The 22477-nt window shown below is 60.4% G+C and carries 20 protein-coding genes; 13 read left to right on the plus strand and 7 right to left on the minus strand.

The window, feature by feature from the left end; all coding sequences use genetic code 11:
* Positions 1-62 precede the first annotated feature (62 nt).
* The 12 genes from AC1DVV_RS10680 (at position 63) to AC1DVV_RS10735 (ending at position 14528) form a co-directional block, all read left to right on the plus strand.
* The gene (locus AC1DVV_RS10680; protein WP_477701788.1) at positions 63-1748 is read left to right on the plus strand and encodes an electron transfer flavoprotein-ubiquinone oxidoreductase; all 1686 of its coding nucleotides are present in this window, start codon (positions 63-65) and stop codon (positions 1746-1748) included.
* Positions 1749-2193: 445 nt separating this feature from the next.
* A complete protein-coding gene (galE, locus tag AC1DVV_RS10685) occupies positions 2194-3321 on the plus strand; it encodes a UDP-glucose 4-epimerase GalE (RefSeq protein ID WP_477707188.1) in 1128 nt (375 codons plus the stop codon).
* Positions 3322-3465: 144 nt separating this feature from the next.
* Entirely contained in the window at positions 3466-3798 is a 333-nt protein-coding gene (locus AC1DVV_RS10690) for a hypothetical protein (RefSeq protein WP_457280159.1), read from the plus strand.
* Positions 3799-3800: 2 nt separating this feature from the next.
* On the plus strand, positions 3801-5324 hold the full coding sequence (locus AC1DVV_RS10695; protein WP_457280158.1) for a lipopolysaccharide biosynthesis protein: 1524 nt from the start codon (positions 3801-3803) through the stop codon (positions 5322-5324).
* Positions 5325-5450: 126 nt separating this feature from the next.
* On the plus strand, positions 5451-6818 hold the full coding sequence (locus AC1DVV_RS10700) for an O-antigen ligase family protein (protein ID WP_457280157.1): 1368 nt from the start codon (positions 5451-5453) through the stop codon (positions 6816-6818).
* Positions 6815-7783, plus strand: coding sequence for a glycosyltransferase family 2 protein (locus tag AC1DVV_RS10705; RefSeq protein ID WP_457280156.1), 969 nt, complete (start codon positions 6815-6817; stop codon positions 7781-7783). The genes AC1DVV_RS10700 and AC1DVV_RS10705 overlap by 4 nt, the downstream gene beginning before the upstream one ends.
* Positions 7784-7786: 3 nt before the next feature.
* Positions 7787-8866: a glycosyltransferase family 2 protein gene (locus AC1DVV_RS10710; protein WP_457280155.1), complete on the plus strand. Its 1080-nt coding sequence runs from the start codon at positions 7787-7789 to the stop codon at positions 8864-8866.
* Between the two features lie 80 nt (positions 8867-8946).
* On the plus strand, positions 8947-9966 hold the full coding sequence (locus tag AC1DVV_RS10715; protein WP_477689287.1) for an acyltransferase family protein: 1020 nt from the start codon (positions 8947-8949) through the stop codon (positions 9964-9966).
* Between the two features lie 2 nt (positions 9967-9968).
* Positions 9969-11147 carry a glycosyltransferase family 4 protein gene (locus AC1DVV_RS10720; protein WP_457280153.1) on the plus strand — a complete coding sequence of 393 codons (1179 nt, stop codon included), beginning with the start codon at positions 9969-9971 and terminating at the stop codon, positions 11145-11147.
* On the plus strand, positions 11144-12835 hold the full coding sequence (locus tag AC1DVV_RS10725) for an FAD-dependent oxidoreductase (protein WP_457280152.1): 1692 nt from the start codon (positions 11144-11146) through the stop codon (positions 12833-12835). Before AC1DVV_RS10720 ends, AC1DVV_RS10725 begins: the two co-directional genes overlap by 4 nt.
* Positions 12832-13860, plus strand: coding sequence for an NAD-dependent epimerase/dehydratase family protein (locus tag AC1DVV_RS10730; protein WP_457280151.1), 1029 nt, complete (start codon positions 12832-12834; stop codon positions 13858-13860). Before AC1DVV_RS10725 ends, AC1DVV_RS10730 begins: the two co-directional genes overlap by 4 nt.
* Positions 13848-14528, plus strand: coding sequence for a serine acetyltransferase (locus AC1DVV_RS10735; protein WP_457280150.1), 681 nt, complete (start codon positions 13848-13850; stop codon positions 14526-14528). The genes AC1DVV_RS10730 and AC1DVV_RS10735 overlap by 13 nt, the downstream gene beginning before the upstream one ends.
* Here the strand turns inward: AC1DVV_RS10735 and AC1DVV_RS10740 are convergent.
* Positions 14487-15254 carry a WecB/TagA/CpsF family glycosyltransferase gene (locus AC1DVV_RS10740; protein WP_457280149.1) on the minus strand — a complete coding sequence of 256 codons (768 nt, stop codon included), beginning with the start codon at positions 15252-15254 and terminating at the stop codon, positions 14487-14489. The two genes, AC1DVV_RS10735 and AC1DVV_RS10740, sit on opposite strands and share 42 nt — an antisense overlap.
* Positions 15255-15295: 41 nt before the next feature.
* On the opposite strand from AC1DVV_RS10740, the gene AC1DVV_RS10745 reads away from it, so the two are divergent.
* Entirely contained in the window at positions 15296-15700 is a 405-nt protein-coding gene (locus AC1DVV_RS10745; RefSeq protein ID WP_457280148.1) for a VanZ family protein, read from the plus strand.
* Here the strand turns inward: AC1DVV_RS10745 and epsG are convergent.
* The 6 genes from epsG to epsA all read right to left on the minus strand — a co-directional run bounded on the left by epsG (position 15687) and on the right by epsA (position 22403).
* Complete coding sequence (epsG, locus tag AC1DVV_RS10750; RefSeq protein WP_457280147.1) at positions 15687-16586, minus strand: chain length determinant protein tyrosine kinase EpsG; 900 nt, start codon at positions 16584-16586, stop codon at positions 15687-15689. The two genes, AC1DVV_RS10745 and epsG, sit on opposite strands and share 14 nt — an antisense overlap.
* On the minus strand, positions 16583-17980 hold the full coding sequence (gene epsF / locus AC1DVV_RS10755) for a chain length determinant protein EpsF (protein WP_457280146.1): 1398 nt from the start codon (positions 17978-17980) through the stop codon (positions 16583-16585). The genes epsG and epsF overlap by 4 nt, the downstream gene beginning before the upstream one ends.
* A gap of 3 nt (positions 17981-17983) precedes the next feature.
* Complete coding sequence (gene epsE / locus AC1DVV_RS10760) at positions 17984-18868, minus strand: polysaccharide export protein EpsE (RefSeq protein WP_457280962.1); 885 nt, start codon at positions 18866-18868, stop codon at positions 17984-17986.
* 106 nt (positions 18869-18974) lie between these two features.
* A complete protein-coding gene (gene epsL / locus AC1DVV_RS10765; protein WP_457280145.1) occupies positions 18975-20174 on the minus strand; it encodes an XrtB/PEP-CTERM-associated polysaccharide biosynthesis outer membrane protein EpsL in 1200 nt (399 codons plus the stop codon).
* Between the two features lie 20 nt (positions 20175-20194).
* Positions 20195-21622: an undecaprenyl-phosphate glucose phosphotransferase gene (locus tag AC1DVV_RS10770; protein WP_457280144.1), complete on the minus strand. Its 1428-nt coding sequence runs from the start codon at positions 21620-21622 to the stop codon at positions 20195-20197.
* Entirely contained in the window at positions 21615-22403 is a 789-nt protein-coding gene (gene epsA, locus AC1DVV_RS10775) for an XrtB/PEP-CTERM-associated transcriptional regulator EpsA (RefSeq protein WP_477665661.1), read from the minus strand. The genes AC1DVV_RS10770 and epsA overlap by 8 nt, the downstream gene beginning before the upstream one ends.
* Positions 22404-22477: the final 74 nt, after the last annotated feature.

A 22477-nucleotide genomic window follows, 5' to 3' on the forward strand; every position in this document is an offset into this window, starting at 1 on the left:
CGGCATAAAATCCAACGCGAGACCGACAATCCTTCCTGAAAATCATTATCAGCGAGTCCCCGATGAATACCCAAGAAATTCTGGCCCAGTTCGGCCCGCGCGAAGCAATGGAATATGACGTGGTCGTGGTGGGCGGCGGACCCGGCGGGCTTGCTACCGCCATTCGCCTGAAACAACTGGCCGCAGAAAAAGGCACGGACATCTCCGTGGTGGTTCTCGAAAAGGGTTCCGAACCCGGTGCCCACATTCTTTCGGGCGCGGTGATGGACCCCAAGGCATTGACCGAACTGATTCCGGACTGGAAAGCGCAAGGCGCGCCATTGAACCAGCCTGTCACCGCCGACGAGGTTCTTTTTCTCAGCGAGAAAAGCGCGATCAGGACGCCCGCCTTTTTTGTGCCCGACTGCTTTCACAACGAAGGCAACTACGTCATCAGCCTGGGCAATGTGGTGCGCTGGCTGGCGCAGCAGGCCGAAGGCCTGGGCGTTGAAATCTTCCCGGGCTTCGCGGCGGCCGAAGTGCTCTACAACGACGACGGCTCCGTCAAGGGCGTGGCCACCGGCAACCTCGGAATCGGCAAGGATGGCCAGCCGACCGACAACTTCCAGCTCGGCATGGAACTGCACGGCAAGTACACCGTATTTGCCGAAGGCGCGCGCGGCCACCTGGGCCGCCAGCTGATCAACCGCTTCAAACTCGACGAAGGCCGCGACCCGCAAGGCTACGCACTGGGTGTGAAAGAGCTCTGGGAAATCGACCCGGCCAAACACAAGCCGGGCCTCGTGATTCACACCGCCGGCTGGCCCATGGACAGCCAGACCTACGGCGGCGGCTTCATGTACCACCTGGAAGACAACAAGGTCACGCTGGGCATGGTCACCGGCCTGGACTACACCAACCCTTACCTCAGCCCGTTTGAAGAGATGCAGCGCTGGAAGACCCATCCCAGCATCAAGCAGTATCTCGAAGACGCTAAGCGCATCAGCTACGGCGCGCGTGCCATCACCGCAGGCGGCGCATTAAGCCTGCCCAAAACCGTGTTCCCCGGTGGCGCGCTGATCGGCTGCGAAGCCGGCTACCTCAATGCCGCCCGCATCAAGGGCAGCCACGCGGCCATCAAGAGCGGTATGCTGGCCGCTGAGGCCGCCTATGGAGCGGTCACCGCCGGCCGCCAGCACGATGAACTGGCCGCTTACCCTGAAGCCTATGCCAAGAGCTGGCTCGCGCAGGAGCTCAACCAGTCGCGCAATTTCAAGTCCTGGTTCAAGAAGGGCCTCTACGTCGGCGCCTTCATGACCGGCATCGAGCACTGGCTGCTGCCCAAGCTGGGCTTCAAGTCGCCGCCCTGGACCATCCACAACAGCATTCCGGACTACGCCAAGCTCAAGCCGGCGGCCGAGTGCACGCCCATCGTGTATCCCAAGCCCGACAACAAGATCACCTTCGACCGCCTTAGTTCGGTTTTCGTCTCCAACACCAACCACGAAGAGCACCAGCCCGCGCACCTGACGCTCAAGGACGCGAGCGTGCCGGTGAGCATCAACCTGGCCAAGTACGCCGGCCCCGAAAGCCGCTACTGCCCGGCCGGTGTCTACGAGTTCGTAAAGAACCCCGACAATACCGACCGCCTGCAGATCAACGCGCAGAACTGCGTGCACTGCAAAACCTGTGACATCAAAGACCCAACACAAAACATCGTGTGGGTCACGCCCGAAGGCGGTGGCGGACCCAACTACAGCGGCATGTAAGCAAAGCATCTCCATCAACAAAAGCCCGGCCTCCCCCGGGCTTTTTTCATGCGATTTGCTACGCCGGGTTAATTCCCGGGAATTCAGCGCACTGTGCGAGCAGTCGCAGCAGCCCCTGATCTTTGTGACTTTTTGTCGTTTGCCGTTGGGATGCCAACTGCTCACGAACAGTTCAGCTGCCCGCCAGCTGGCGATTTGCAACCGTCATTCACAAGTGCTTACCGAACGATTCGAAACGCTTTGAGGCCAGCGTGACAGCTTCCCACGCACATATGCGGCTTACGCTGACATCCTTTCTCCACGCGTCAAAGACACTCGTACCTAGCCCCTGAAAGGGAATGGTCTGGTGATGTCTGGATGCTGCCTGTCCATGCAATCCCTCACGCGAACATGTTTCAGCAGTGTTACGCCGGCGCCGTGACCCGTATCAAATCAACCCGCTGCCATGCAGCCTTTTGCAATGACCCTGAACAAACCCAGTGTGCTATTAACCGGTGGGGCCGGATACATCGGAAGCCATACTTTTGTGGCGCTGGTGAATGCCGGCTACCAGCCTGTCATCCTCGACGACTTTTCCAACAGCCATCCTGCCGTGCTGCACCGGCTGCAGCAGCTGACGGGTCAGCCCGTACCCTGCGAACGCGGCAACGTACTGGACACCGATTTTGTGGCCGGAGTCCTGCAACGCTACCACTGCGTTGCGGCCGTCCACTTTGCCGGGTTCAAGGCCGTAGGGGAAAGCGTGCAACGCCCTCTCATGTACTACCAGAACAATGTTGGCGGCCTCCTGAGTTTGTTGCGGGCGATGGAAACGACGGACTGCCGGGCCGTAGTCTTCTCTTCAAGCGCCACGGTCTATGGGGACCCCGCCACCGTGCCCATCAACGAGCAGTTTCCATGCATGCCGGAGAGCCCGTATGCCCACACCAAACTGATGTGTGAAAACATCCTGGCATCGCTGCGTATTTCAGATGCGGCGTGGCGGGTCGGGGTGCTGCGCTACTTCAACCCGGTGGGCGCGCACCCCAGTGGACTGATCGGCGAAGACCCCAACGGAATCCCCAACAACCTGATGCCCTACGTCACCCAGGTGGCCGTGGGCAAACGGGCCACGCTCAATGTGTTCGGCAATGACTACCCCACACCCGACGGCACCGGGGTGCGCGACTACCTGCACGTCACCGACCTTGCAGCAGGCCATGTCGCCGCAGTCGATGCTTTGCTGGCAAGCGGCAAGAGCTTTACGGTCAATCTGGGCACCGGCGAGGGCACCAGTGTTCTCGGTGTGGTCCAGGCGTTTGAGCGGGCAAGCGGACGGCCGATTCCTTATGAATTTGCACCTCGACGAGCCGGGGATGTCGCACAGTACTTTGCAGATGTTTCCCTGGCCGGCAGCCTGCTGGGCTGGCGTGCCACATGCACGATCAATGACATGTGCCGCGACTCCTGGCACTGGCAGCAGCGCAATCCCGAAGGCTACAGGAACACCTCTGAAACCGATATGGACATATCTGCATCTGAGCCCATGCGCAATAGCCCGAACGGACTCATCCAGCCGGCAGTCAGCATGTGAGCAATTCAAGTCTTGCCCCAAGAATGCGCCACGCTTTTTTGAACTCAATAAATAGCATAAAGCGCGCCATGAGCCATTCGGACTATTGTCAATTGCTGCACTGCACAACAAACTCTTTTCCTGCTTTGACAGAAGGAAAACCCTATGTTTCGAACCCTGTTTACCGCCATTTTGGCCACCTGGATTGCTTCAGCAACGGCGTCTACCAACCCGCCTGCAGCGCCCGCAGCGGTGACGCCAACGGGAGCTACCGCCAAAGCGACACGTATGAAACTGCAGCCCGGCACTGAGCCCGTCAAGGTCAACACAGTCCACAGTGTGGACGCGGTGCGCAGTGGCCAATCCGGCCTGGGTGTCACGGCGGCGGGCGAGGCAGATACGGACGAATCCGGATGGCACCCTTACGGCACGCTGCTGGCCACATTGGCGTTGATGGGCGTGATTGCCGTTCGCCGCCATAAAGCAGAGAGGTCTTGAGGATGAGTGGCCTCGGCCGTCCGGGTGTTGCAGCGGTCAAATGGAGCGCCGTTTCCACAGCGGCACGCTTTGGGCTGCAGCTGGTGGCCCAGGTGATTCTGGCCCGCACCCTGGGGCCGGAGATTTTTGGCGTTTTTGCCATCGGCATGGTGGTACTGACATTCGCCACATTTGTCTCCGGTTTTGGCTTCAGCTGGAGCCTGTTGCAACGCACCACACTGAGTGACGAAGATGTCCGGTTTGCCTGGACATGGCAACTGATCGTGGGTATTGCCACCATGCTTGCCCTGTATTTTCTGGCGCCGCTGCTGTCGGCTTATTTTCGGGAGCCGCGCTCGCAATTCGTCATTGAATGGTTATCGGTGGCGTGCCTGCTGGGTGCTGCGGCAGCACCGGCTACCTACCTGCTGCAGCGTGACTTGAATTTCCGAGCAGTGGGACTGATTCAGGTCGGCAGCTATGCCGCTGGGTATGTGGCTGTTGGGGTGCCGATGGCACTGCTTGGCCAGGGTGAGGCTTCGCTGGTAGCGGCCTGGCTGGTTCAGGCGGCTGTCGTGTTTGTTGCAAGTTATGCCCTCAAGCCGCATGCGCTTCGCCCGCTGTTCTGGTATGCCGATGCAAAGTCCGCTGTCGGCACGGGGCACACGGTCTTTTTGACCAATATCGTCAACTGGGTGCTCAACAACCTTGATCGGGTGTTGATAGGCCGGTTGCTCAACGCGCAATCGCTGGGTCTCTATAACGTGGCTTACAACCTGGCCACGATGCCCAACACCTTGCTGCTGGGCGCACTTCAGCCCGCGTTCCTGGCGGCGGGCGCACGCCTGCAAAACGACCGGCCACGACTGGGCCGCGCTTATCTGCAGATGCTGGCCACCATTGTGGTGTTGGGACTCCCCGCCTTTGCGACGCTTGCCTTTCTGTCGCCCGACATCGTGCGTGTGCTTTATGGGCCCGCATGGAGTGGGGCAGCCTGGGTGCTGGGAATTTTGTTCCTCTGCATGCCGGCGTACGTCATCTGGGGACTGTCGACACCCGTGCTGTGGAACACCGGACGCAAGTACTACGAATTTGCGCTGCAGCTCCCGCTGATCGTTTTGGGCATCCTCGGTTTTTACCTGTTTGCAGGCCAGGGAATCCACATGGCTGCAGTCGTGGCGGGTCTGTTGCTGGTACTGCGCGCAGCCGTTACGGCTACGGCTGCATTCCGTGCACTGGAGCTTGGCTGGATGTCCCTGCTACCGGATGCCCTGCGCGGGTTTCTTCTTTGTGCCGCTTGCGTTTTAGGTGTGATGGCAGGTCAGCACGCGGTGGCACGGTTTGATATTCCCCTGCTCTCGCTGCTTGCCGGAAGCCTGTCCGCAGTAGTCCTGCCGGCATTGCTGCTTGCCCTGAGGCCGCAAATGCTGGGGCGGGAAACATCCGAAATGGTCATCCGGTTTGTCCCCGGACTGGCGAAGTTTTTGCGCCGCGGTGTTTCGGCACCACGTACCGATCTTTCCAATTCCCTTGAGCAGCCACTCTAAGGAGCTATCCTGGATCAACCCATCGTTATTTCGGTTCTGGTTGCCGGTGCCATTTTGGCGGCGCTTTTGGCGACGCTGGGCATGGCGGGTGCAGTTCATGTCACGTCACGCCGTGCGCACGGGTACATGCATGTCATTTTCTACGCCATCCTGGCAATGGTGGCCCTGAACAATTTCCTCTCGGGGCGCGACCTCTCCAGCAGTGCGTTTAAATTGGACGAAGTTGCGGTGGTGGTGCGCCACCCGCTGGTGGCTTTGGCGCAGCCGCTGGTTTCCCTCTTGCTGCTCACGCTGGCGGGGGAACGCATCATCACGCACTGGCTTCAACGCGACAAGACGGTGCAGGCCCCCCCGGTGATGTTGATCACCTTTGTTCTTTTCTGGGCAGGCACGGTGGCCTCACCGGCTCTTCTGGGCCTGCATCCGCATGTGTCACACGATTACGTGTACCCGCTGCTCATCGGCATCGCGGCAGTGCTTGCCACCAGCATGGAAAGAGACCTCGCATTCAAGGCGGCTCGCAACGCCCTGCTGCTCTTTATGGCAGCGGGCTTGCTGCTGATCCCTTTCAAGCCAACGCTGGTGCTGGACCTCTCCTATACACAGGGCTTGCTGCCTGGTGTACCGCGGCTGGCAGGGCTGGCTGCACATGCCGTGTCACTCGGCATGCTGGCTCAGCTGGGCTTGCTGTGTCTTCTCGCGCGTCCTCTGCAGAGCGTCTGGCTGAATCGCCTGGCGTGGGGAATGGGGCTCCTTGTCCTTTTTCTCGCTCAATCCAAAACAGCCTGGATTTCTTTTACCCTGTGCTCCGCCTGCATTCTTGCTGTACGCCAGGGGCCCGCGTTTCTGCGCCGCGCCACTGACCCGGTGCGGCCGGAATTCGGCATCGTCTCGTTGGTGGGGTTCATGGTTGCGGTGGCCGGCGTCACGTTGGTGCTGATGTTTGGCGATATCGATGCGCGTCTGTCCAGCTTCTTTGACAGCGCCCAGGGCGCGCAACTCGCGTCCATGACCGGCCGTGATCAGATCTGGGCAATTGCCTACGACGAATGGCAGCGCAACCCTGCGTTCGGCTACGGACCCACCCTGTGGGATGTCAGTTTCCGTGAAAGCATCGGTATGCCCAATGCGACCCACGCGCACAACCAGTTTATGGACACGTTATCGCGCTCCGGCACGGTGGGTGCCGCTGCATTGGTGTTGTACGCACTGGTGCTGCTGGTCCTGTCCATCCGCTATGCACGTGCCAGCGGCGGCCTTTCACTGGCGTTGTTCGTGGCGCTGGCACTGCGCGCCATCAGTGAAGTGCCGCTGCTGCTCTTCGGTTACGGCCCCGAGCTCACTACCCACGTGCTTTTGCTGATGACACTGGCCGCTGCAGCGCGCGAAGCCCATGCCCGCAGAGCGCAGCCGGCAAGCTTGCCGGAAGGCGCCATGCCCCGCTTCGCCGGGAACTTCCATCCGTCCCCGGCTACCTCTCGAGCCCGACCATGAAATTTTCGATTGTCATTCCGCTTTACAACAAGGCACCGTACATCAACGACACCATCGCGTCGGTGCTGGCACAAACCTTCTCGGATTTTGAGGTCATTGTGGTGGACGACGGTTCCACCGACGGCGGTGCGGAACTGGTAACGTTCATACCTGACCCGCGGTTGCGCCTGGTGCGCCAGGCCAATGCCGGTGTTTCCGCCGCCCGGAACCTGGGAATTTCGCTGGCAAAAGGCGAATGGGTTTCCTTTCTCGACGCCGATGACTGGCACCATCCCCAGTACCTGGAAACCCTTCTGTGGACGCAGGCGCGTTACCCGCAGGTCGACACGGTGGCCACCGACTTCCTGCCGGTTCCCGATACCCACACCATGTGGCCGCCGAACTGGCCAGTGCTGGCAGATCAACCGGAAGTGGAACTCATCACCGATCTGCCGCGGCGCTGGATGAGCGCGCCGTCGCTGTGCACCAGCGCGGTGTCCGTGCGAAGCACGCGCTTGCGGCAAATGCAGCCATGCTTTCCTTCGGGAGAGTCGCACGGCGAAGACCTGGATCTATGGTTCCGTCTGGCTGAGAAGACCCCCGTTGCGCTAGTCCGGTCGCCCTTGATGGCGTATCGGCTGGCGGTGGAAGGCGGCCTGACAACATATCACCCCGACCTGGCCATGCCACCGTTTCTGGAACGCATGCGGGAACGTGCACTTTCAGGGACCATGACCATCATGCAACGCCGGTCTGCACTGTGGCTTGTGGCGCAACACGAGTTGACGCTGGCACGGCAGGCACTGGCATCCGGAAGCCGCCGTGAGGGCTTCGACTGGCTGGTGCGCGCCCACCGCGCGGCTACCGGAAGACGGTGGTGGCTGACGGCGGCCATGCTTTTCATGCCGGGCCAGGTGGTAAAAAACTGGCAGCTTTGGCGCACGCGCCGGACGGTTCACACCGGCAGTCCGGCCGAAGCAGGATAAAAAATGAACCCCAAATCACCCCGCAAAATCATCCCTCTCTGGCATTCCTGCCGGGTCTCCGTGGTCATCAAGGCACTGAATGAGGAAAAACGCATCCGGGCGACCATCGAGAGTGCGCTGCGCGCTGTTTCCGCCGTGGGCGGAGAGGTCATTCTTGCGGACTCCTGCTCGACCGACAGCACAGTGGAACTGGCATGTACTTACCCCATCCGTATCGTCCAGCTGGCCAATCCCAACGAGCGCTGCTGCGGCGTGGGCCCGCAACTGGGCTACCAGCATTCGCATGGCGACTTTATTTATATCCTCGATGGCGACATGCAGATGCAGGAAGGCTTTCTTGAGAAAGCACTCGATTTTCTGGATGCCCATGAGGACGTCGCAGGCGTCGGCGGACGCGTGGTGGAGCAAAACACCGAGAGCCTGGAATACCTGTCGCGTGGAGAACGCGCCTCGCCGCACCTGCTGCCTGGCAAGGTCGACCGGCTCGACGGCGGAGGCCTTTACCGTCGCACAGCCATTGAGGCCGCGGGCTATCTTTCCGACCGTAACCTGCACAGCTATGAAGAGTTTGACCTGGCCATCAGGCTGCGCGCTCTCGGCTGGCACCTGTGGCGCCTGCCGGTGGATGCCGCCAATCACTTTGGCCACGATGCACCACCCTATCGCTTGTTGATGCGGCGCTGGAGCACCCGCTATATCTGCGGGCTGGGCGAACTGGTCCGCGCTGCCGCCGGCCAGCCCCGACTGCATCTGGCGCTGCAGGGCCTGCGGGAACTGCGCCTGTACCTGGCCGTCCTGGGCTGGTGGGCGGTCATGGCCAGCCTGGTATTCTGGCCGGTGTCGGCTCCCCTGCGCATGGCATTCTTTTGCATCATCGTCACGGCGCCGGTGTTGCTGATGACCTGGCGAAAACGGTCTGTCACCAAGGCGCTGTATTCGGTGATCTCATGGTGCTTCAATGCCGCAGGCCTCATACGCGGCCTGCTTCGCCGGCAACGCCCGGCTGGCGAGGCCATCGCGAGCCGGGTACTCAAGGACTTCTCAATGGCGCCTCGCCAGGTAATTCAGGGGAGCGCGCATTGAGCGGCCCAGATGGAAGCCTGCAGAAGCAACGGGCGACGCAGCAATTCACGGGCATACAGATTCTGAGATTTGCCGCGGCCATGCTTGTCGTGGTCATGCACATTACCCAGGCGATCTCCATCCACATCGGCGGAACCGGGCCAACCCACTATTGGGCAGACGGCTCCGCAGGAGTGGACATCTTCTTCGTCATCAGCGGTTTTGTCATGGCCATGTCAACGTCGGCATTGCCTTCCGACGCTGCGTCCCGGGTCAATGCCGCCTGGGTGTTCATGCGAAGGCGCTTGCTGAGGATCGCGCCGCTCTACTGGTTCTATACCTTGTTGAAGGTCGTCCTCTTGCTGGCTTTGCCGACCCTCGCGTCCCGCGCGTCCGTCGAGCCCGGGCATCTGGCCGCCTCCCTTTTGTTCATCCCTGCCGTGAGCCCGTGGGGCCTCGTATTGCCCGCGCTGCCCGTCGGCTGGACATTGAATTTTGAAATGCTTTTTTATGCGGTTTTTGCGGCAGCCATTGCGCTGGGCGCACCACGCATCCGGTTTTGTTTGCTGGTTTTTCTGCTGATTTTCACGGCTGGGCGGTATGTACCGGACTCGGTGGTGCTGGGTTTCTACGCCCAGAGCATTGTTTTTGAGTTCATTCTTGGGGTCTGCATTGCCTATGCCTTTTTGCATTTCCGGCATGCATCGCCAGGAGTCGGCCTGATCGTCATCGCCGCTGGCGTGATGTTCATGTTTATCCCTGACTGGGGGCACTCGGCCGACCGTTTCGCCACATGGGGCTGCGGTGCTGCGCTGGTCGTCCTCGGGTCAATCTGGCTCGAGCCATGGACCTTGCGTGCGCCACTGGCTTCCCGCCTGTCTTTCCTGGGTGACGCTTCCTATTCCATCTATCTCTCGCACACCTTCGTGGTACCGGCCGGTGTGCTGGCGCTGAAAAAACTGGGCGTGCAGGACAGCTTGGCCATCGTGCTTGCTGTGGGCACGGCCGTGGTGGTTGCAGGCTGCATCTCGTACGTGTGGCTGGAGCGTCCCATGACCACCTTCTTCAAGCGCGCACTCTTTAGAAAGCCCGGTCTTTCTTATCAAGGTACAGGAAAGTAATTATGAGAAGTGAATCGCTGCCGCATTCGGCCGCACGAGAACGCGAAGGGCGCTATATCTACCTTGCGTGTCCCTGGACGCCCAAAGGCGGCGGCATGTTCAAGGTCGCGGACTACCTGATTCAGGCCCAGGCGTTTTCCGCCCCTGCCGATGCGGCGGAACTCCGTCCGCTTGACACCCGCGGCGGCGCCAACGCGCTGTATTCACTTTGGGTGCTGGCAACTGCCATGGCCAGAATAGTGCGCGGAAAACTCAACGGCCGGCTGGCGGGTGTCCATGTGAACATGGCCGAGCGGTTGAGCCTCTTTCGCAAGAGCGTGATCATCATTGTCTGCCGCGCCCTCGGTATTCCGGTGGTGCTTCATTTGCACGCTGCGCAGCTGCATCATTTCTACCGGTCGTTGCCCCGTCCGCTGCAGATGCTGACGCGCTGGGTATTTTCGCTGCCGGCCAGTTGTGTGGTGCTGGGATCATCCGCACGGCGTTTTGTGGTCGAAGAACTCGGCGTGCCGGCCAATCGCGTGGAGATCGTTATCAACGGTGTTCCCGAACCTACCCATGCACGGCGCATAGCCTCGGAACAAATCGTGCAGCGCGTGCTCTTTTTGGGAAACCTGTCGGAGCGCAAGGGGGTATCGGATCTTTTGCAGGCGCTGGCGCTCCCGGGATTTGATGCCTCACGAACCGAAGTGATTCTGGCCGGCGGCGGCGATATCGAAGCCTACCGGATAAAGGCAAAGCAACTGGGCATCGAAGCACTGCTTGATTTTGCCGGCTGGTCCGACCAGCAGCAGGTCGCACGCCTGATGGCTCGCGCCGATGTCCTGGTATTGCCTTCTTACGACGAGGGCCTGCCACTGGTCATCCTGGAGGCCATGGCCAACGGCGTTGCGGTGGTCTGCAGCCCGGTAGGCGAAATACCTTCCGTGTTGACCGATGGGGTCAATGCGTGCTTTGTGCAGGCTGGCGACGCAGCCGGTATTGCCAGGGGCCTGCAGCGGGTGCTGAACGAGCCTGCGCTGAGGACTTCACTGGAGCGCAACGGCCGGGCACTTTACGAACAGAACTTTTCCCTTGCCCGTTTCTTTGCCAGCGTTGCGCGCATCCACCAGCGCAATTTCGGCGTAGCAGCCCAACCGCTGCGCACCACCGCCAAATCTGTCCCGGACACCCACCTATGATCACGCAGGCCAATGACATTCAGGCCGGCAGCCGCCTTCAGGCGGACGTCTGCGTAGTGGGTGGCGGCCCTGCGGGCATTGCATTGGCGCTCACCTTGTCGGAGCAAGGGCATTCCGTGCTTCTGCTGGAGTCGGGGCAGCTGCAGGCGCACGCTCCCACCCAGTCGCTCTGCGAGGGAGAAGTCGCGGATGAGCGGCTGCACAGCCCACCCGGCAAATATCGCCAGCGGCGCCTGGGGGGATCCACCGCGATCTGGGGCGGACGCTGCATGCCCTTCGATCCCATTGACTTCGAGACCCGCAGCTACATTCCGCACAGCGGTTGGCCACTGTCTTACGAAGACCTGCTGCCCTACTACCCGCGTGCCAATGCCCTCGCGGAAGCCGGGCGGTTCATTTATGACGCGGGTGAAGCCCTGGAGCCGGAAATCGGTCCGATGATTGCAGGGTTCGACAGTTCGCGCGTGCTGACCAATGGGCTGGAGCGGTTTTCCTGTCCCACGCATTTCGGCAATCGCTATGCACGGCGGCTTGAGCTGGCGCCCAATATCCAGGTGCTGCTGGGAGCCAACTGCACCGCAGTGCGGCTGCACGCCGACGGAAGGGCCATCCGGGAACTCGAGGTACGCACCCTGGCAGGAACACACTTTTGGGTGACTCCGAATACCACGGTACTGGCCATGGGCGGGCTCGAAACGGCGCGTTTGTTACTGGCGTCGCGGGATGTCGTTCCGCAAGGCGTCGGCAACCAGCATGATGTGGTGGGACGCTACTACATGTGCCACATCGCCGGGAATGTCGGCACCCTGACCGTTCATGGGCCCGTCAGCAATGTGCGGCACGGCTATGAAATTTCCCCGGAAGGCATCTATTGCAGGCGCAGGCTGTCTGTGGCCGCCCACGAGCAAAGGCGCCTGGGCCTTGCCAACGCAGTCGCCCGCCTGCATTTCCCGCGCATCACCGATCCGGTGCATCGCAACGGGGTGTTGTCGGGGCTGTTCCTGGCCCGCAAGCTGATCAGCTACGAATACGGAAAGCGGCTCAACGATGGCCATGCCCCCACGGCAGGGACTTACGCCCGCCATCTCCTCAATGTGGTGGCCGACCCTCTGGACACCACGGCTTTCCTGGCCCATTGGTTGGCCAGGCGCTCCTTCGCTGAACGCAAATTCCCGTCAGTGATTCTGCGCAACCGCACCAACCGCTTCAGCCTTGAAGTTCATGGTGAGCAAATACCCCAGGCCCACAGCCGCGTCACACTTGCCGGCGCTGTCGATGCGCTGGGCATGCCTCGCCTGAAGGTGGATTGGCGCTACAGCCAGGCTGATATCGACTCCGTCCGCAAAACCCTGGACGTGATGGCTGAAGAATTCGCGCGCAGCGGAAAGGCCCACTTCGACTACAACCGCCAGACCCTTGAGGACGACCTCGTGCGCTTCGGTGCCTACGGGGGACACCACATCGGCACCGCACGAATGGGCAATGACGTGCGCACCAGCGTGGTCAATGCCGACTGCCAGGTTCACTCGGTGCACAACCTGTTTGTAGCCGGAAGCGCCGTTTTCCCTACGTCAAGCCAGGCCAATCCGACTTTGACCCTGATTGCCATGTCGCTCCGGCTGGGCGACACGCTGTCGCATCGCTTGCGTGCAGAGCGGGCACCGATCCAGTTGAAGGAGGCCGCATGAAGGTACTGGTATTGGGAGGGTCAGGCCACATCGGCAGGCGCCTGCTGGAAATGCTGCACAGCACTTCGTGGGCGATCCCCACGGGCGCGTCCAGACAGAAGAATCTTTCGAACGGCACGGAAAAGTTGCGGGCCGAATGGCTGGAACTAGATACCCGAGACGCCGGGCAACTTGCGGTGGCACTAAAAAACTTCGATGCGGTTGTTAACTGCGTGGCGGGCGATGCAGCGTCGATTTCTGAAGGCATGCACGTCCTGGTCGACGCCGCGCTCAAGGCAAACTGTCCGCGCATTGTTCATTTGAGCACCATGTCGATTTATGGCCCTGCAGAAGGCCTTATCCGTGAGGGTGCGCCACGTGATCCCAGCCTGGGTTGGTACGGCCGTGCCAAGTGCGAAGCGGAAACCAGTCTGGAGGAATTTGCTCGTCGCGGCGGTACAGCCGTGATGCTGCGGCCAGGCTGTGTTTTTGGTCCTGGCAGTGAACTCTGGGTCGGACGCATCGGCCGATGGCTTCAGTCCGGGCGTCTTGGCGACCTTGGCATCGCAGGCGATGGTTGGTCCAATCTTGTCCACGTGGACGACGTTTGCCAGGCTCTGCTGGTTGCACTGCAGCTGCCGGTGGCTCCAGGCGAGTTGCCGGCTTTCAATCTGGCTGCGCCGGACAGTCCTCGCTGGAACGACTACTTTGTCGACCTGGCTATCGAAATCAGGGCAACGCCGGTGAAACGCATCGGCGGGCGCCAGCTGAGCGTGGACTCCTGGGTAGGTGGCCCGCCACTCAAGGCAGCTGAGCGGGCTTTGAAATTGCTTGGCATCACCGGCTGGCGGCTACCCGATGCGTTGCCACCGGGATTACTCCGTCTGTGGTCACAGCACATTCAACTCGACTCGCAGGCAGCAACGGAACAATTGGGATTGGCGTGGACACCTTATCGCACCGGCGTGCATGACTCGGCCCGGTGGTTCTGTACCGGGGCATCAACCAGCAGCCAAACCATGGAAAAAATAGCATGCCTTCCCTGAAAGCCGATATTCACCGGAAATTTGGACGATCCGACAGGCATCTGGCATTGAAAGGCGCCCTTCTGGATCCGGCATTTCGTGTGGTGGTCACCTTGCGTCTTTGCCAGACAGCCCAGCAACTTCCGCCTGCATGGCGCTGGCTCGCGATGATTCCCGCAAAACTGCTGTACCGCCTGACGAGCCAGCTGGCAGGAATCGAAATACCCTGGCGAACCGCCATTGCGCCCGGGCTTGCACTCACCCATGGCCGCGGCATCGTCGTCAATGCGAACGCACGTATCGGCAGCAACGTCACGCTGTTTCATGGCGTAACGATCGGGCAGCGGGATTACATTGACAGTGAGGGCCGGCGGAACACCGTTTACCCGGTCATTGAAGACGATGTGTGGATCGGTCCGCACGCGATTGTGGTGGGCGGTGTGACCGTGGGGAAAGGCAGCAGGATTGCCGGCGGAGCGTATGTCTTTGAGAACGTTCCCCCCTACAGCGTAGTGATGGGCAACCCCGGTCAGATTGTTAAAGCCAACTGCACACCGGATGTAGACAACCGTTACGCACCGGTAGCCGTAGACGAAGAAAGCCAGCACTTGCGGCCGCAACGTCAATCGCTCGCAGTGAATGCCGCATCAGCGTCGGTTCAGCGAGGCCAGGCGCAAGGCCCGCGTTAAGAATAGCGGATTGCCTATCACGTAGCGCTGAAACAACCGGCGCGGCTCCAGCGCCAGGCGAAACAACCACTCCAGACCGGCCCTTTGCATCCACATCGGTGCGCGCGGTGTTTTTCCACCCAGAAAGTCAATGATGGCTCCGCCGCAAACGATAAGGCAGGGGAAATCCAGCAAAGCGCGCAGCCTGGCCGCCACTTCCTCCTGCCGGGGCATACCCATGCCGAGCACGATCAGCGCCGGTTGATGCTGAACTGCCAGCAGCGCGTATGCCTCTACATCCAGGAAACCATCGGCGGCAATGAGCTGGCTGTGGGGAGCCAGTTCTTGCTGCACACGCAGCCGGCCCTTGGCCAGATAGGGATCACGTGTCCCGAACAACGCAATGCGGCGGCCGTCAAACGCCCGGATCAATTGCGGAATGAAGTCCGTCCCATTGAGATTGAGACCGGGCTGCATCCGTAGCAATTTAAACAGCGTTGCCATGCCGGAGCCGTCCCTGAGCACCAGGTCGGCCGACCGCATTGCCTCAAAAAAAGGAACCGATGCCACCATGGAATTCATCGCATGAGCATTGGCAAAAGCCAGTACCAGCGGCCTGGCAGGATGGCTAAGGGATGCCAGCAGCACCTGGCTGTCGACAGGGCTTTGCACCCGCTCAATCTTTTCCACCAGCAGCGACCAGCGCTGGCGCCAGTCAGCGGGGCCGTCAAAGGAAGAACTCAGCACGGCCTCACCCATTCAGCCTGCGGCATGACAAAATCGTGGTCATGTTGAACACCGTAACCACCGGCAGTCCCCTGCGTACCCTTCGCATCCTGGCGGGCATTACCGTCGTCCTGACGGCCACAGCGCTTTACATTCTTGGCGCACAGCCCGTTGCCGTTGGGCTGTTCCCTTCGCCTTGGGACAAACTGGCGCATCTGCTTGTCTTTGGCATGGTGGGCGTGGCTGCCGGTATTGCAAGCGGCACGCGCGGCTGGCGCATGGCGCTTTGCTGCGTAGCCAGCGCCATCATGGTAGGTGCCATGGATGAGTTGCATCAGGCTTTCCTGCCGGGCCGGACAGCCAGCTGGTCTGACCTGGCAGCAGACGCCGCAGGCGGGCTTCTGGGAGCCGCCGCACATGAGGCCGCCTACAGGCTGGGGGCTGGCCGATTCTTCAAGCATCGTTAAGCACGGAGCCTACCAAAGCCACCCCGAACTCCCGCAGGCTGTGGGTGAAGCGGGTCATTTGCGGCATGGAACTCATGTTCTGCCTCGCCACAACCAGAGCAGCTCCTGCGCGTACGGCCACCGTATGCGCATCGGCGCATTCGCTGGCCGGCGGTGTATCGATGATGATGACGTCAAAGTCTTCGCCCAATGATTGCAACAGTTTGGAAAACTCCTGCCGCCCGAGCAGCTCCTGTGGATTAGGCGGAATGACCCCCGCAGGCAGCACCGACAGATCCTGCAGGGCCGGTATGCTGATGACCGCTTCCGGCCCGGCGCGGCCAGCGAGCATGTCAGACAGGCCCGCAGTCGCCCCAAGGTTAAAAAGCTGGTGCTGCCGTGGCGTCCGCATGTCCGCGTCGACCAGCAAAGTACGTTCCCCCAGCTGTGAAAACACGATAGCCAGGTTAGCCGCGATATAGCTGCGTCCTTCTTTCGCTCCGGCGCTGACAATCGCCAATCCCCGGCGCTCGGCCCCGGTGTCAAACCAGCGCAGCATCAACTGGCTGCGCAGCGCACGCAACTGTTCAACCGGCTGGCTACCCGGCTGGTAAGCCGCCACAAGCTCCCGGCTGAGCTTGGTTTCATTGGCAAGGTAGGGGTAATCAAACTGGACCGAGAGGGCAAAACGCACATCGTCGTCATTCAACAGGCCCAAGGCTTTGCCGGAATCGCCAAAGCGCAAGCCACGGTCCCGCTGAAAATGGAGAATACGTTCGGCATCCGGCGGCGACAGCCGACCTGCGTCCACCAGGATTGTCCCCATGGAGCGGCCGGCACCCGTGGCCGGTTTGCTGGGAACTGTCAGGGGAACCGATCGTATCGTCGGAGCGTTGTTTCTATTCATGCTGTCCCTCCATTGCCTAGCATCAGGCGACGCGAACCGGGAAGCCTGCCGCTTCCTCCATCCGAAGAAATGCTTGCCAGCACAGGCAGGCCCAATATCTGCACCAGGTCTTCGGCAGAGCGTACCCGGCGGTTGGCCAGTTCCAGCAGCAATCCGCATGCAATGCCGAACAAAGTCCCGCCAAAAGCAGCGACCAGCAGATTCACCAACAGTTTCGGGCTCGAAGGATTGACGGGAGGCGTTGCCATGTTCAGCCGCACAACATTGGTCTGATTGCTCAGGCTCTGGAGGCGTGTCTGCGATGCACTTTGGCTGACGGCCTCAAAAGCACGTTGCGCTGACTCCACATCACGGCGATACACATTAAGCTCATCCCGCTGCTTGTTCAGTTCGAGGACACGCGCTTTCTGTGCGCCCACCGCGGCCTGCAGTTCACGCTCCCGGTCTTTGCCCACACGGTAGGTTGTTTCGATAGACGCCGTGATGCGCGCTGTCTCGGTTGCCAGCCGGCTTTTCACGGCGGCCAGTTCGGATTCAGCGCGTTGCCGCTCAGGGTGGTTAGCCCCGAGGCGCACGCTGATTTCCTGTACCTTGGCCTCCAGCCGCGAAAGATCGGCCTTCAGGCCATTGATCAGCGGACTCTGCATGACTTCAGCGACGGTATCTCCACGGGAGCTGCGTTTGCTCTGGCTGTCGGTAGTCTCGCCCTGCACAGTCGTCAGCTGGGAGGAAATTTCCCCAAGCTTCGCGGTCTCGTAGTCCACACGCTCGTCGCTGCTGACAATACCGGCCTTCTGCTGGTACTCCGACAGGCGCGCCTGGGCCTCTTCGAGCTTCGCGCGAGATGCCTTGGTCTGGTCATCAAACCATTCGGCGTAGATCTTGGCAGGTTCCGTCTTTAGCGACAGGTTGGTATCGAGATAGGCCTGGGCAAAAGTATTGGCCGTAGTGGCGGCGACATCCGGATCGCTGCCCTTGTAGGTGATGTTGATCACGTTGCTTTCGCGCGCGGGCCGCACATCCAGGCCCTTCTGCAGGGACTCGGCCAGCCAGCTCTCAAGCGACCCGCGTCCGTCGGTGGCCTCAAGCCAACGGGCTTTGGTGCGTGGGTCTTCATCCAGCTTGAGCATTTTCACCACGCGCTGGGCCACACGGTCACCACCGATGATGTCCACCTGGGTCGCCATATAGCTGGGTGCGACCAGGCCGGGCAAGGCCGCGCCGCCGGCAACCGGATCAGGTGAGCGCACGTCAACCAGTACGGCGGCCTGGGCGGTGTACTTGCGGGGAAGCGCGAGGCTGACGGCCAGCGCGGCCAATATGGCCACCAGCATGACGAGCACAACAACCCGATAACGGGCCCGCAGGATCAGCAGGAATTGATGGAGTGTCATGATTTAAAAGAGGCTTTCACGAACATAGATCACATCCTCGGCGCGAACGGGGTCGGTGAGCCGGGGGGTTGTTTCCACGACCTTCCCCGCCGCGTCGCGGCGATGCAGGCGCAGCCGGTTTTCGCTGCCGCGCACCGTGGGTCCGCCGCCCTGGGCAAGCGCTTGCATCACGGTCATGCCCCGCTCAATGCGATACGGTCCGGGGCGCTGTGCCTCGCCGTAGATATAAAACATCGGCGCCTTGTTGACATACAGCGTGTCTCCGCCCGCCAGCACAATATCTTCATCTGATTTCTCGTTCAGAAAGAGTGCCGGGATATCAATCACTTTCCGAAACGGCTTGCCTTCACGCTGGCCGGTCAGGATCAGTACATCGTCACCCGTAGGGGTCACACCGCCGGCAGCAGCCAGCATGTCGCTGACACGGGTGTTGAATGTTTCCAGGGGGAAACGGCCTGGGCGGCTTACCTGCCCCAGCACGGCGACCTGATTGCCCCGTACCTGCCGCAGGACGATGTTGACCTGCGGTACCTTGACGAAACCGCCGGTGCGCAAGGCATCTGCAATTTTCTTCTCGGCCTCTCCAATCGTCAGGCCACCCAGCTGAACGCTGCCAATCAGGGGATAGCTGATCACGCCGCTTTCAGATACCCGTGCGTCGACCGAGAGATCCGGACTCTGGTACACCTGCACGCCAATGGAATCGCCGGCGCCCAGGCGATAGTCCTGGTTGGTCGGCACAGCCGCAGCACCGGCAGCAGCCGGTGCAACAGGCGCAACCGGAGCCGTCACTGCAGCAGACTGACTTGGTGCGGCCGGCTGGGCGAACGCGGGAACCGTCATCGCCAGAAGCAAGGCCAATAAGACCGGAGGAAAGTTACGAATCATGAATTTCATCTTGTTGTCGCCTTTTCGGAAAGCAAAATGTCTGTAAAGGACGCCGCAGGCTGGGGCCACGCCGGCGCCTGAAAGCGGGGTTGGTTGAAGGATTCCATCAAAAGCTCGCTTGTGCTGAAAGACCAAAGGCATTGCTGGTGTAGTCAAAACCCGGCTCAGTGGATTTGCGCCTGTCGCGCTGCACTGAAGCTATCAACTTGAGGGCACGCAGCGCCTGCCACTCAAGTGCCAGGGAAACCAGATTGCTGGTGTCGTGGCGATCCGTTGCGGCAAAGCCCGGCAAAGGCCCCCGGAAGTCGCGTGCGCCGTGGTCGTAGCGCAGGCGAACTGCCGTCTTCTCGCTGGGCTTCCAGGTCGGCGCGATAAAGAAGCGATAGCCTTCGTAATAGCTGGCTGTAGAAGTCTGATAGCTGCCCAGTTCCCGCACCAGGCCTCCGGCAAGACTTGTCTTTGCCGTGATGTTCCAGGTCGCATCAAGCTGGCCGGTAAAACCCGAAAAATCCCGCGCAGCCAATCCGTCGTGCTCGCGGTCGAGGTGGGACAAGCGTGCCCGCAGGGTGGTTTTTCCGGTCGGCGCCCAGTCCAGCCGAACCTCGTGCTCAGTATCCGTAAAGCTCCCCGCAAACGTTGGCGACGGCACCCGGCCCGGATAGTCGCCGTTGCCCCGCTTATAGCGATAAGCCATGGAAGTGTTCGAGGGGAAGACATAGCGTACGCCGCCCTCGGCTCCCCGAATTCGTGAGTCGCCTTCAAAGGTGAAGGGCTGGCTGCTGGTGCTGGTGCGTTCGAAAAGTCCGCCAACCAGCCGCCACGCACCATCGAGCTCGTATTCCGCATCAAACACGGTCGAGCGGTTGGTCCGGCGATTGAGTTGACCTGAATTCTGGACGTCGGCCGTGTTGTCGACAAATTCCCGCCGATCGGAGGTCAGGTTGCCATGCAAGGCCGGCGTAAAACTCCAGCGCCAGGCGGCCGCATAGTTCACCGCGGTGAAATCAAGATTGGAAAAGCGGCTGTAATGATGGTCTTCGACCCCAGCGTCGAGCTCAAATCTCTGAAGCCCGAAAGGCTTGTTTATCTTAAAACCTGCTGTCGTCACCGAAACTGTGTCCGCGCGGTCCGTGGTTCCTATCAATGCCTGGGCATTCGCTGTATCGGACAACCGGAAGACATTGCTGTCGTGCGTGACGGACTGCCCAGCCTTGAACTGAAGGGTGTCAAGCTCATCGGCACGCACCGCCAGGGGAATCAGGCTCAGCAACAAGAGCGGAATGGGAAGGAGGTCGCGGTGAGGCATCAGCTGTCCTTTTTTTGCTTTTAGTAAGCCGCACTGTCCTTGAAGACCAGGCGGATCGTTTTCAGAATGATGAAAAAATCGAGCTGCAGCGACCAGTTGCGCAGGTAATCCAGGTCGCAATCGATACGCGACTGCATCTTGTCGAGCGTGTCGGTTTCGCCGCGCTGCCCATTCACCTGAGCCCAGCCGGTAATGCCGGGCCTGACCTTGTGGCGAACCATGTAGCCCTTGATGAGAGAGCGATACATTTCGTTGTGTGCCACGGCGTGCGGGCGCGGCCCGACGATGCTCATGCGCCCTTGCAATACGTTGATGAATTGCGGTAATTCGTCGAGTGAGGTTTTGCGCAGGAAAGCGCCCAGGCGGGTGATCCGCATGTCATTCTTGCGAGCCTGTTGAATCGTGCCACCGTCTTCGGTAACAGCCATGGACCGGAACTTGTAGACCAGAATCTGCTCACCGTCCAGGCCATAGCGCCGCTGCTTGAAAATAACCGGCCCGGGAGAGTCAAGCTTGACCATGATCCCGATCACCAGCATGACCGGAAAAATCAGGAACAGGATCAGCAGTGACAGCGCGACGTCGCTGGCCCGCTTCAGTACGCCGCTGACACCCCGGAACGGCGTATCACAGACAGATATCACCGTGACCCCGCAGACCGAATCGCTGCGGCCCTGTATCAGGTCGGTAATGAACATGTCGGGGACAAAATAAATCGACGCTGTGGTGTCCTTCAGGCCATCAAGCACCTGCAGGATGCGCGGCCGCGATGCCATGGGCAAGGACAGATAAATAAACTGGATACGGTGCTGCTTGACGTAAGCCGGAAGGTCGTCAATTTTTCCCACCAGTTGGTAGTCATCCTGTGACTCCCTGCGGTCCTCCCCGCGGTCGTCGAAAAAACCCTTCAAATCAATGCCCGAATACGCCGAGCCTGTGATGTGCCGGGCCAGAGAAACGCCTTGCTCGTTCATACCGACGATGACAGCACCCCGAACCGCCCCCTGCAATTTCAGCAACTGCGGAGCGGCAGCACGCAGAGCCACATGCGCACCCGCCTGGGCAACCGGCGCGACCCATAGCCAGTTAACCAATACCGTCATGGAAAATTTATAGAAATATTCGGTGGCAAAACCCGTCAGCAACAACAAGCCGGCAATCCATATCCAGTGAAATGCAATCTTCGAGAACACCTTCCACACGGGCAAACGCAATTGGGAGGTACCGGGAAACGTCAGCGAAAACACGATGACCGACAAAATTAGATAGGCAGGACGCACCGACCCTTCAAAGAACAAAGCCAGTCCCCAGAGCGAGAACACCAGAACCAGAGGGTCCAGCGCGGCCTCCACTGCGGTGAAAAGATGACTTCGACCCAACCCCATGGAGCGGGGTTCGCGCCGGTTAAGCCATGCCGAGGCTGAATTGAGCGGGTTGACATCATCCATGCAAGCTCACCCGCGTAATCCTGGAGACAGCCTGGGCCCGGTTAAATACGTTGAGCTTCTGGAATATGCGCTGCATGTGATTCTTCACCGTATAGCCACTGATGTTGAGGATGGTTCCAATCTCGGCATTGGTTTTTCCCATGGCGACCCAGGCCATGATTTGCGTTTCACGTTCGCTCAGGCCGGACGCGTCGTCGGCTCCGTTGCGCACCGTAACGACAGCTTGCGGGTGCTGCTGTGGCAACAGCGCCATCTGCCGCAGCGCGTTATCAATGGCAGGCATCAGCATCCTCATGGCCTTCAGCCCAGACTCCCTGGGAATCTCATCTGCACGGAAAAACGCATACAGACAGTCCTGGTGCGCCCTTTCGTCATGCATCGCGTGAACGAGCACCGAGCGCATCCCCGCCAGGGTACGGGTGAAGGAGCCCGGCAAGCTCGCATTGCCGAGCAAATATTCGAACTGGCTGAAATTGAGGAGGCAGGGCTGCCCACCGGCCGCCACCCAGTGGTCATGAAGCCGGCCAAGCAAAAAGGGCACGCCGTCTGTACCGTCTGCATAAGAACGTACGCCAGGCAATTCAGAAAGAATGTCGTGCTGGATAGCACCTTCCTGAAAGTCGCCCCAGCCCACCATCAGGATGTCATGTGGAAGGGAATACTGGACGTCACCGCGCAACCATTCGAGCAGGTCGGCGTGCCGGGTGATGGCCGTAGCCTGCGTTATCAGCGCCGTATAGTGCGCAGGATCTTCGCTAAAAAGCGGAGCGTGAGATTTCATGCCTTGATATCACTTCCTGTGTTTTGTTCTGCCCCCTGCCTGCGTGTGCAGGCGTGGCAGAAGGGGCCCACTGA

Source organism: Polaromonas sp. P3_B4, assembly GCF_056402835.1.

Excerpts from the sequence above, each read along its gene's own strand:
- AC1DVV_RS10710 (WP_457280155.1), top strand. The coding sequence starts at position 7,787 with ATGAACCCCAAATCACCCCGCAAAATCATCCCTCTCTGGCATTCCTGC.
- epsE (WP_457280962.1), bottom strand. The coding sequence starts at position 18,868 with ATGATTCGTAACTTTCCTCCGGTCTTATTGGCCTTGCTTCTGGCGATG.
- galE (WP_477707188.1), top strand. The coding sequence starts at position 2,194 with ATGCAGCCTTTTGCAATGACCCTGAACAAACCCAGTGTGCTATTAACC.
- AC1DVV_RS10745 (WP_457280148.1), top strand. The coding sequence starts at position 15,296 with ATGTTGAACACCGTAACCACCGGCAGTCCCCTGCGTACCCTTCGCATC.
- AC1DVV_RS10770 (WP_457280144.1), bottom strand. The coding sequence starts at position 21,622 with ATGGATGATGTCAACCCGCTCAATTCAGCCTCGGCATGGCTTAACCGG.
- epsF (WP_457280146.1), bottom strand. The coding sequence starts at position 17,980 with ATGACACTCCATCAATTCCTGCTGATCCTGCGGGCCCGTTATCGGGTT.
- epsA (WP_477665661.1), bottom strand. The coding sequence starts at position 22,403 with ATGAAATCTCACGCTCCGCTTTTTAGCGAAGATCCTGCGCACTATACG.
- AC1DVV_RS10715 (WP_477689287.1), top strand. The coding sequence starts at position 8,947 with ATGCTTGTCGTGGTCATGCACATTACCCAGGCGATCTCCATCCACATC.
- AC1DVV_RS10720 (WP_457280153.1), top strand. The coding sequence starts at position 9,969 with ATGAGAAGTGAATCGCTGCCGCATTCGGCCGCACGAGAACGCGAAGGG.
- AC1DVV_RS10690 (WP_457280159.1), top strand. The coding sequence starts at position 3,466 with ATGTTTCGAACCCTGTTTACCGCCATTTTGGCCACCTGGATTGCTTCA.
- epsG (WP_457280147.1), bottom strand. The coding sequence starts at position 16,586 with ATGAATAGAAACAACGCTCCGACGATACGATCGGTTCCCCTGACAGTT.
- AC1DVV_RS10705 (WP_457280156.1), top strand. The coding sequence starts at position 6,815 with ATGAAATTTTCGATTGTCATTCCGCTTTACAACAAGGCACCGTACATC.
- AC1DVV_RS10680 (WP_477701788.1), top strand. The coding sequence starts at position 63 with ATGAATACCCAAGAAATTCTGGCCCAGTTCGGCCCGCGCGAAGCAATG.
- AC1DVV_RS10695 (WP_457280158.1), top strand. The coding sequence starts at position 3,801 with ATGAGTGGCCTCGGCCGTCCGGGTGTTGCAGCGGTCAAATGGAGCGCC.
- AC1DVV_RS10725 (WP_457280152.1), top strand. The coding sequence starts at position 11,144 with ATGATCACGCAGGCCAATGACATTCAGGCCGGCAGCCGCCTTCAGGCG.
- AC1DVV_RS10700 (WP_457280157.1), top strand. The coding sequence starts at position 5,451 with ATGCATGTCATTTTCTACGCCATCCTGGCAATGGTGGCCCTGAACAAT.
- AC1DVV_RS10735 (WP_457280150.1), top strand. The coding sequence starts at position 13,848 with ATGCCTTCCCTGAAAGCCGATATTCACCGGAAATTTGGACGATCCGAC.
- epsL (WP_457280145.1), bottom strand. The coding sequence starts at position 20,174 with ATGCCTCACCGCGACCTCCTTCCCATTCCGCTCTTGTTGCTGAGCCTG.
- AC1DVV_RS10730 (WP_457280151.1), top strand. The coding sequence starts at position 12,832 with ATGAAGGTACTGGTATTGGGAGGGTCAGGCCACATCGGCAGGCGCCTG.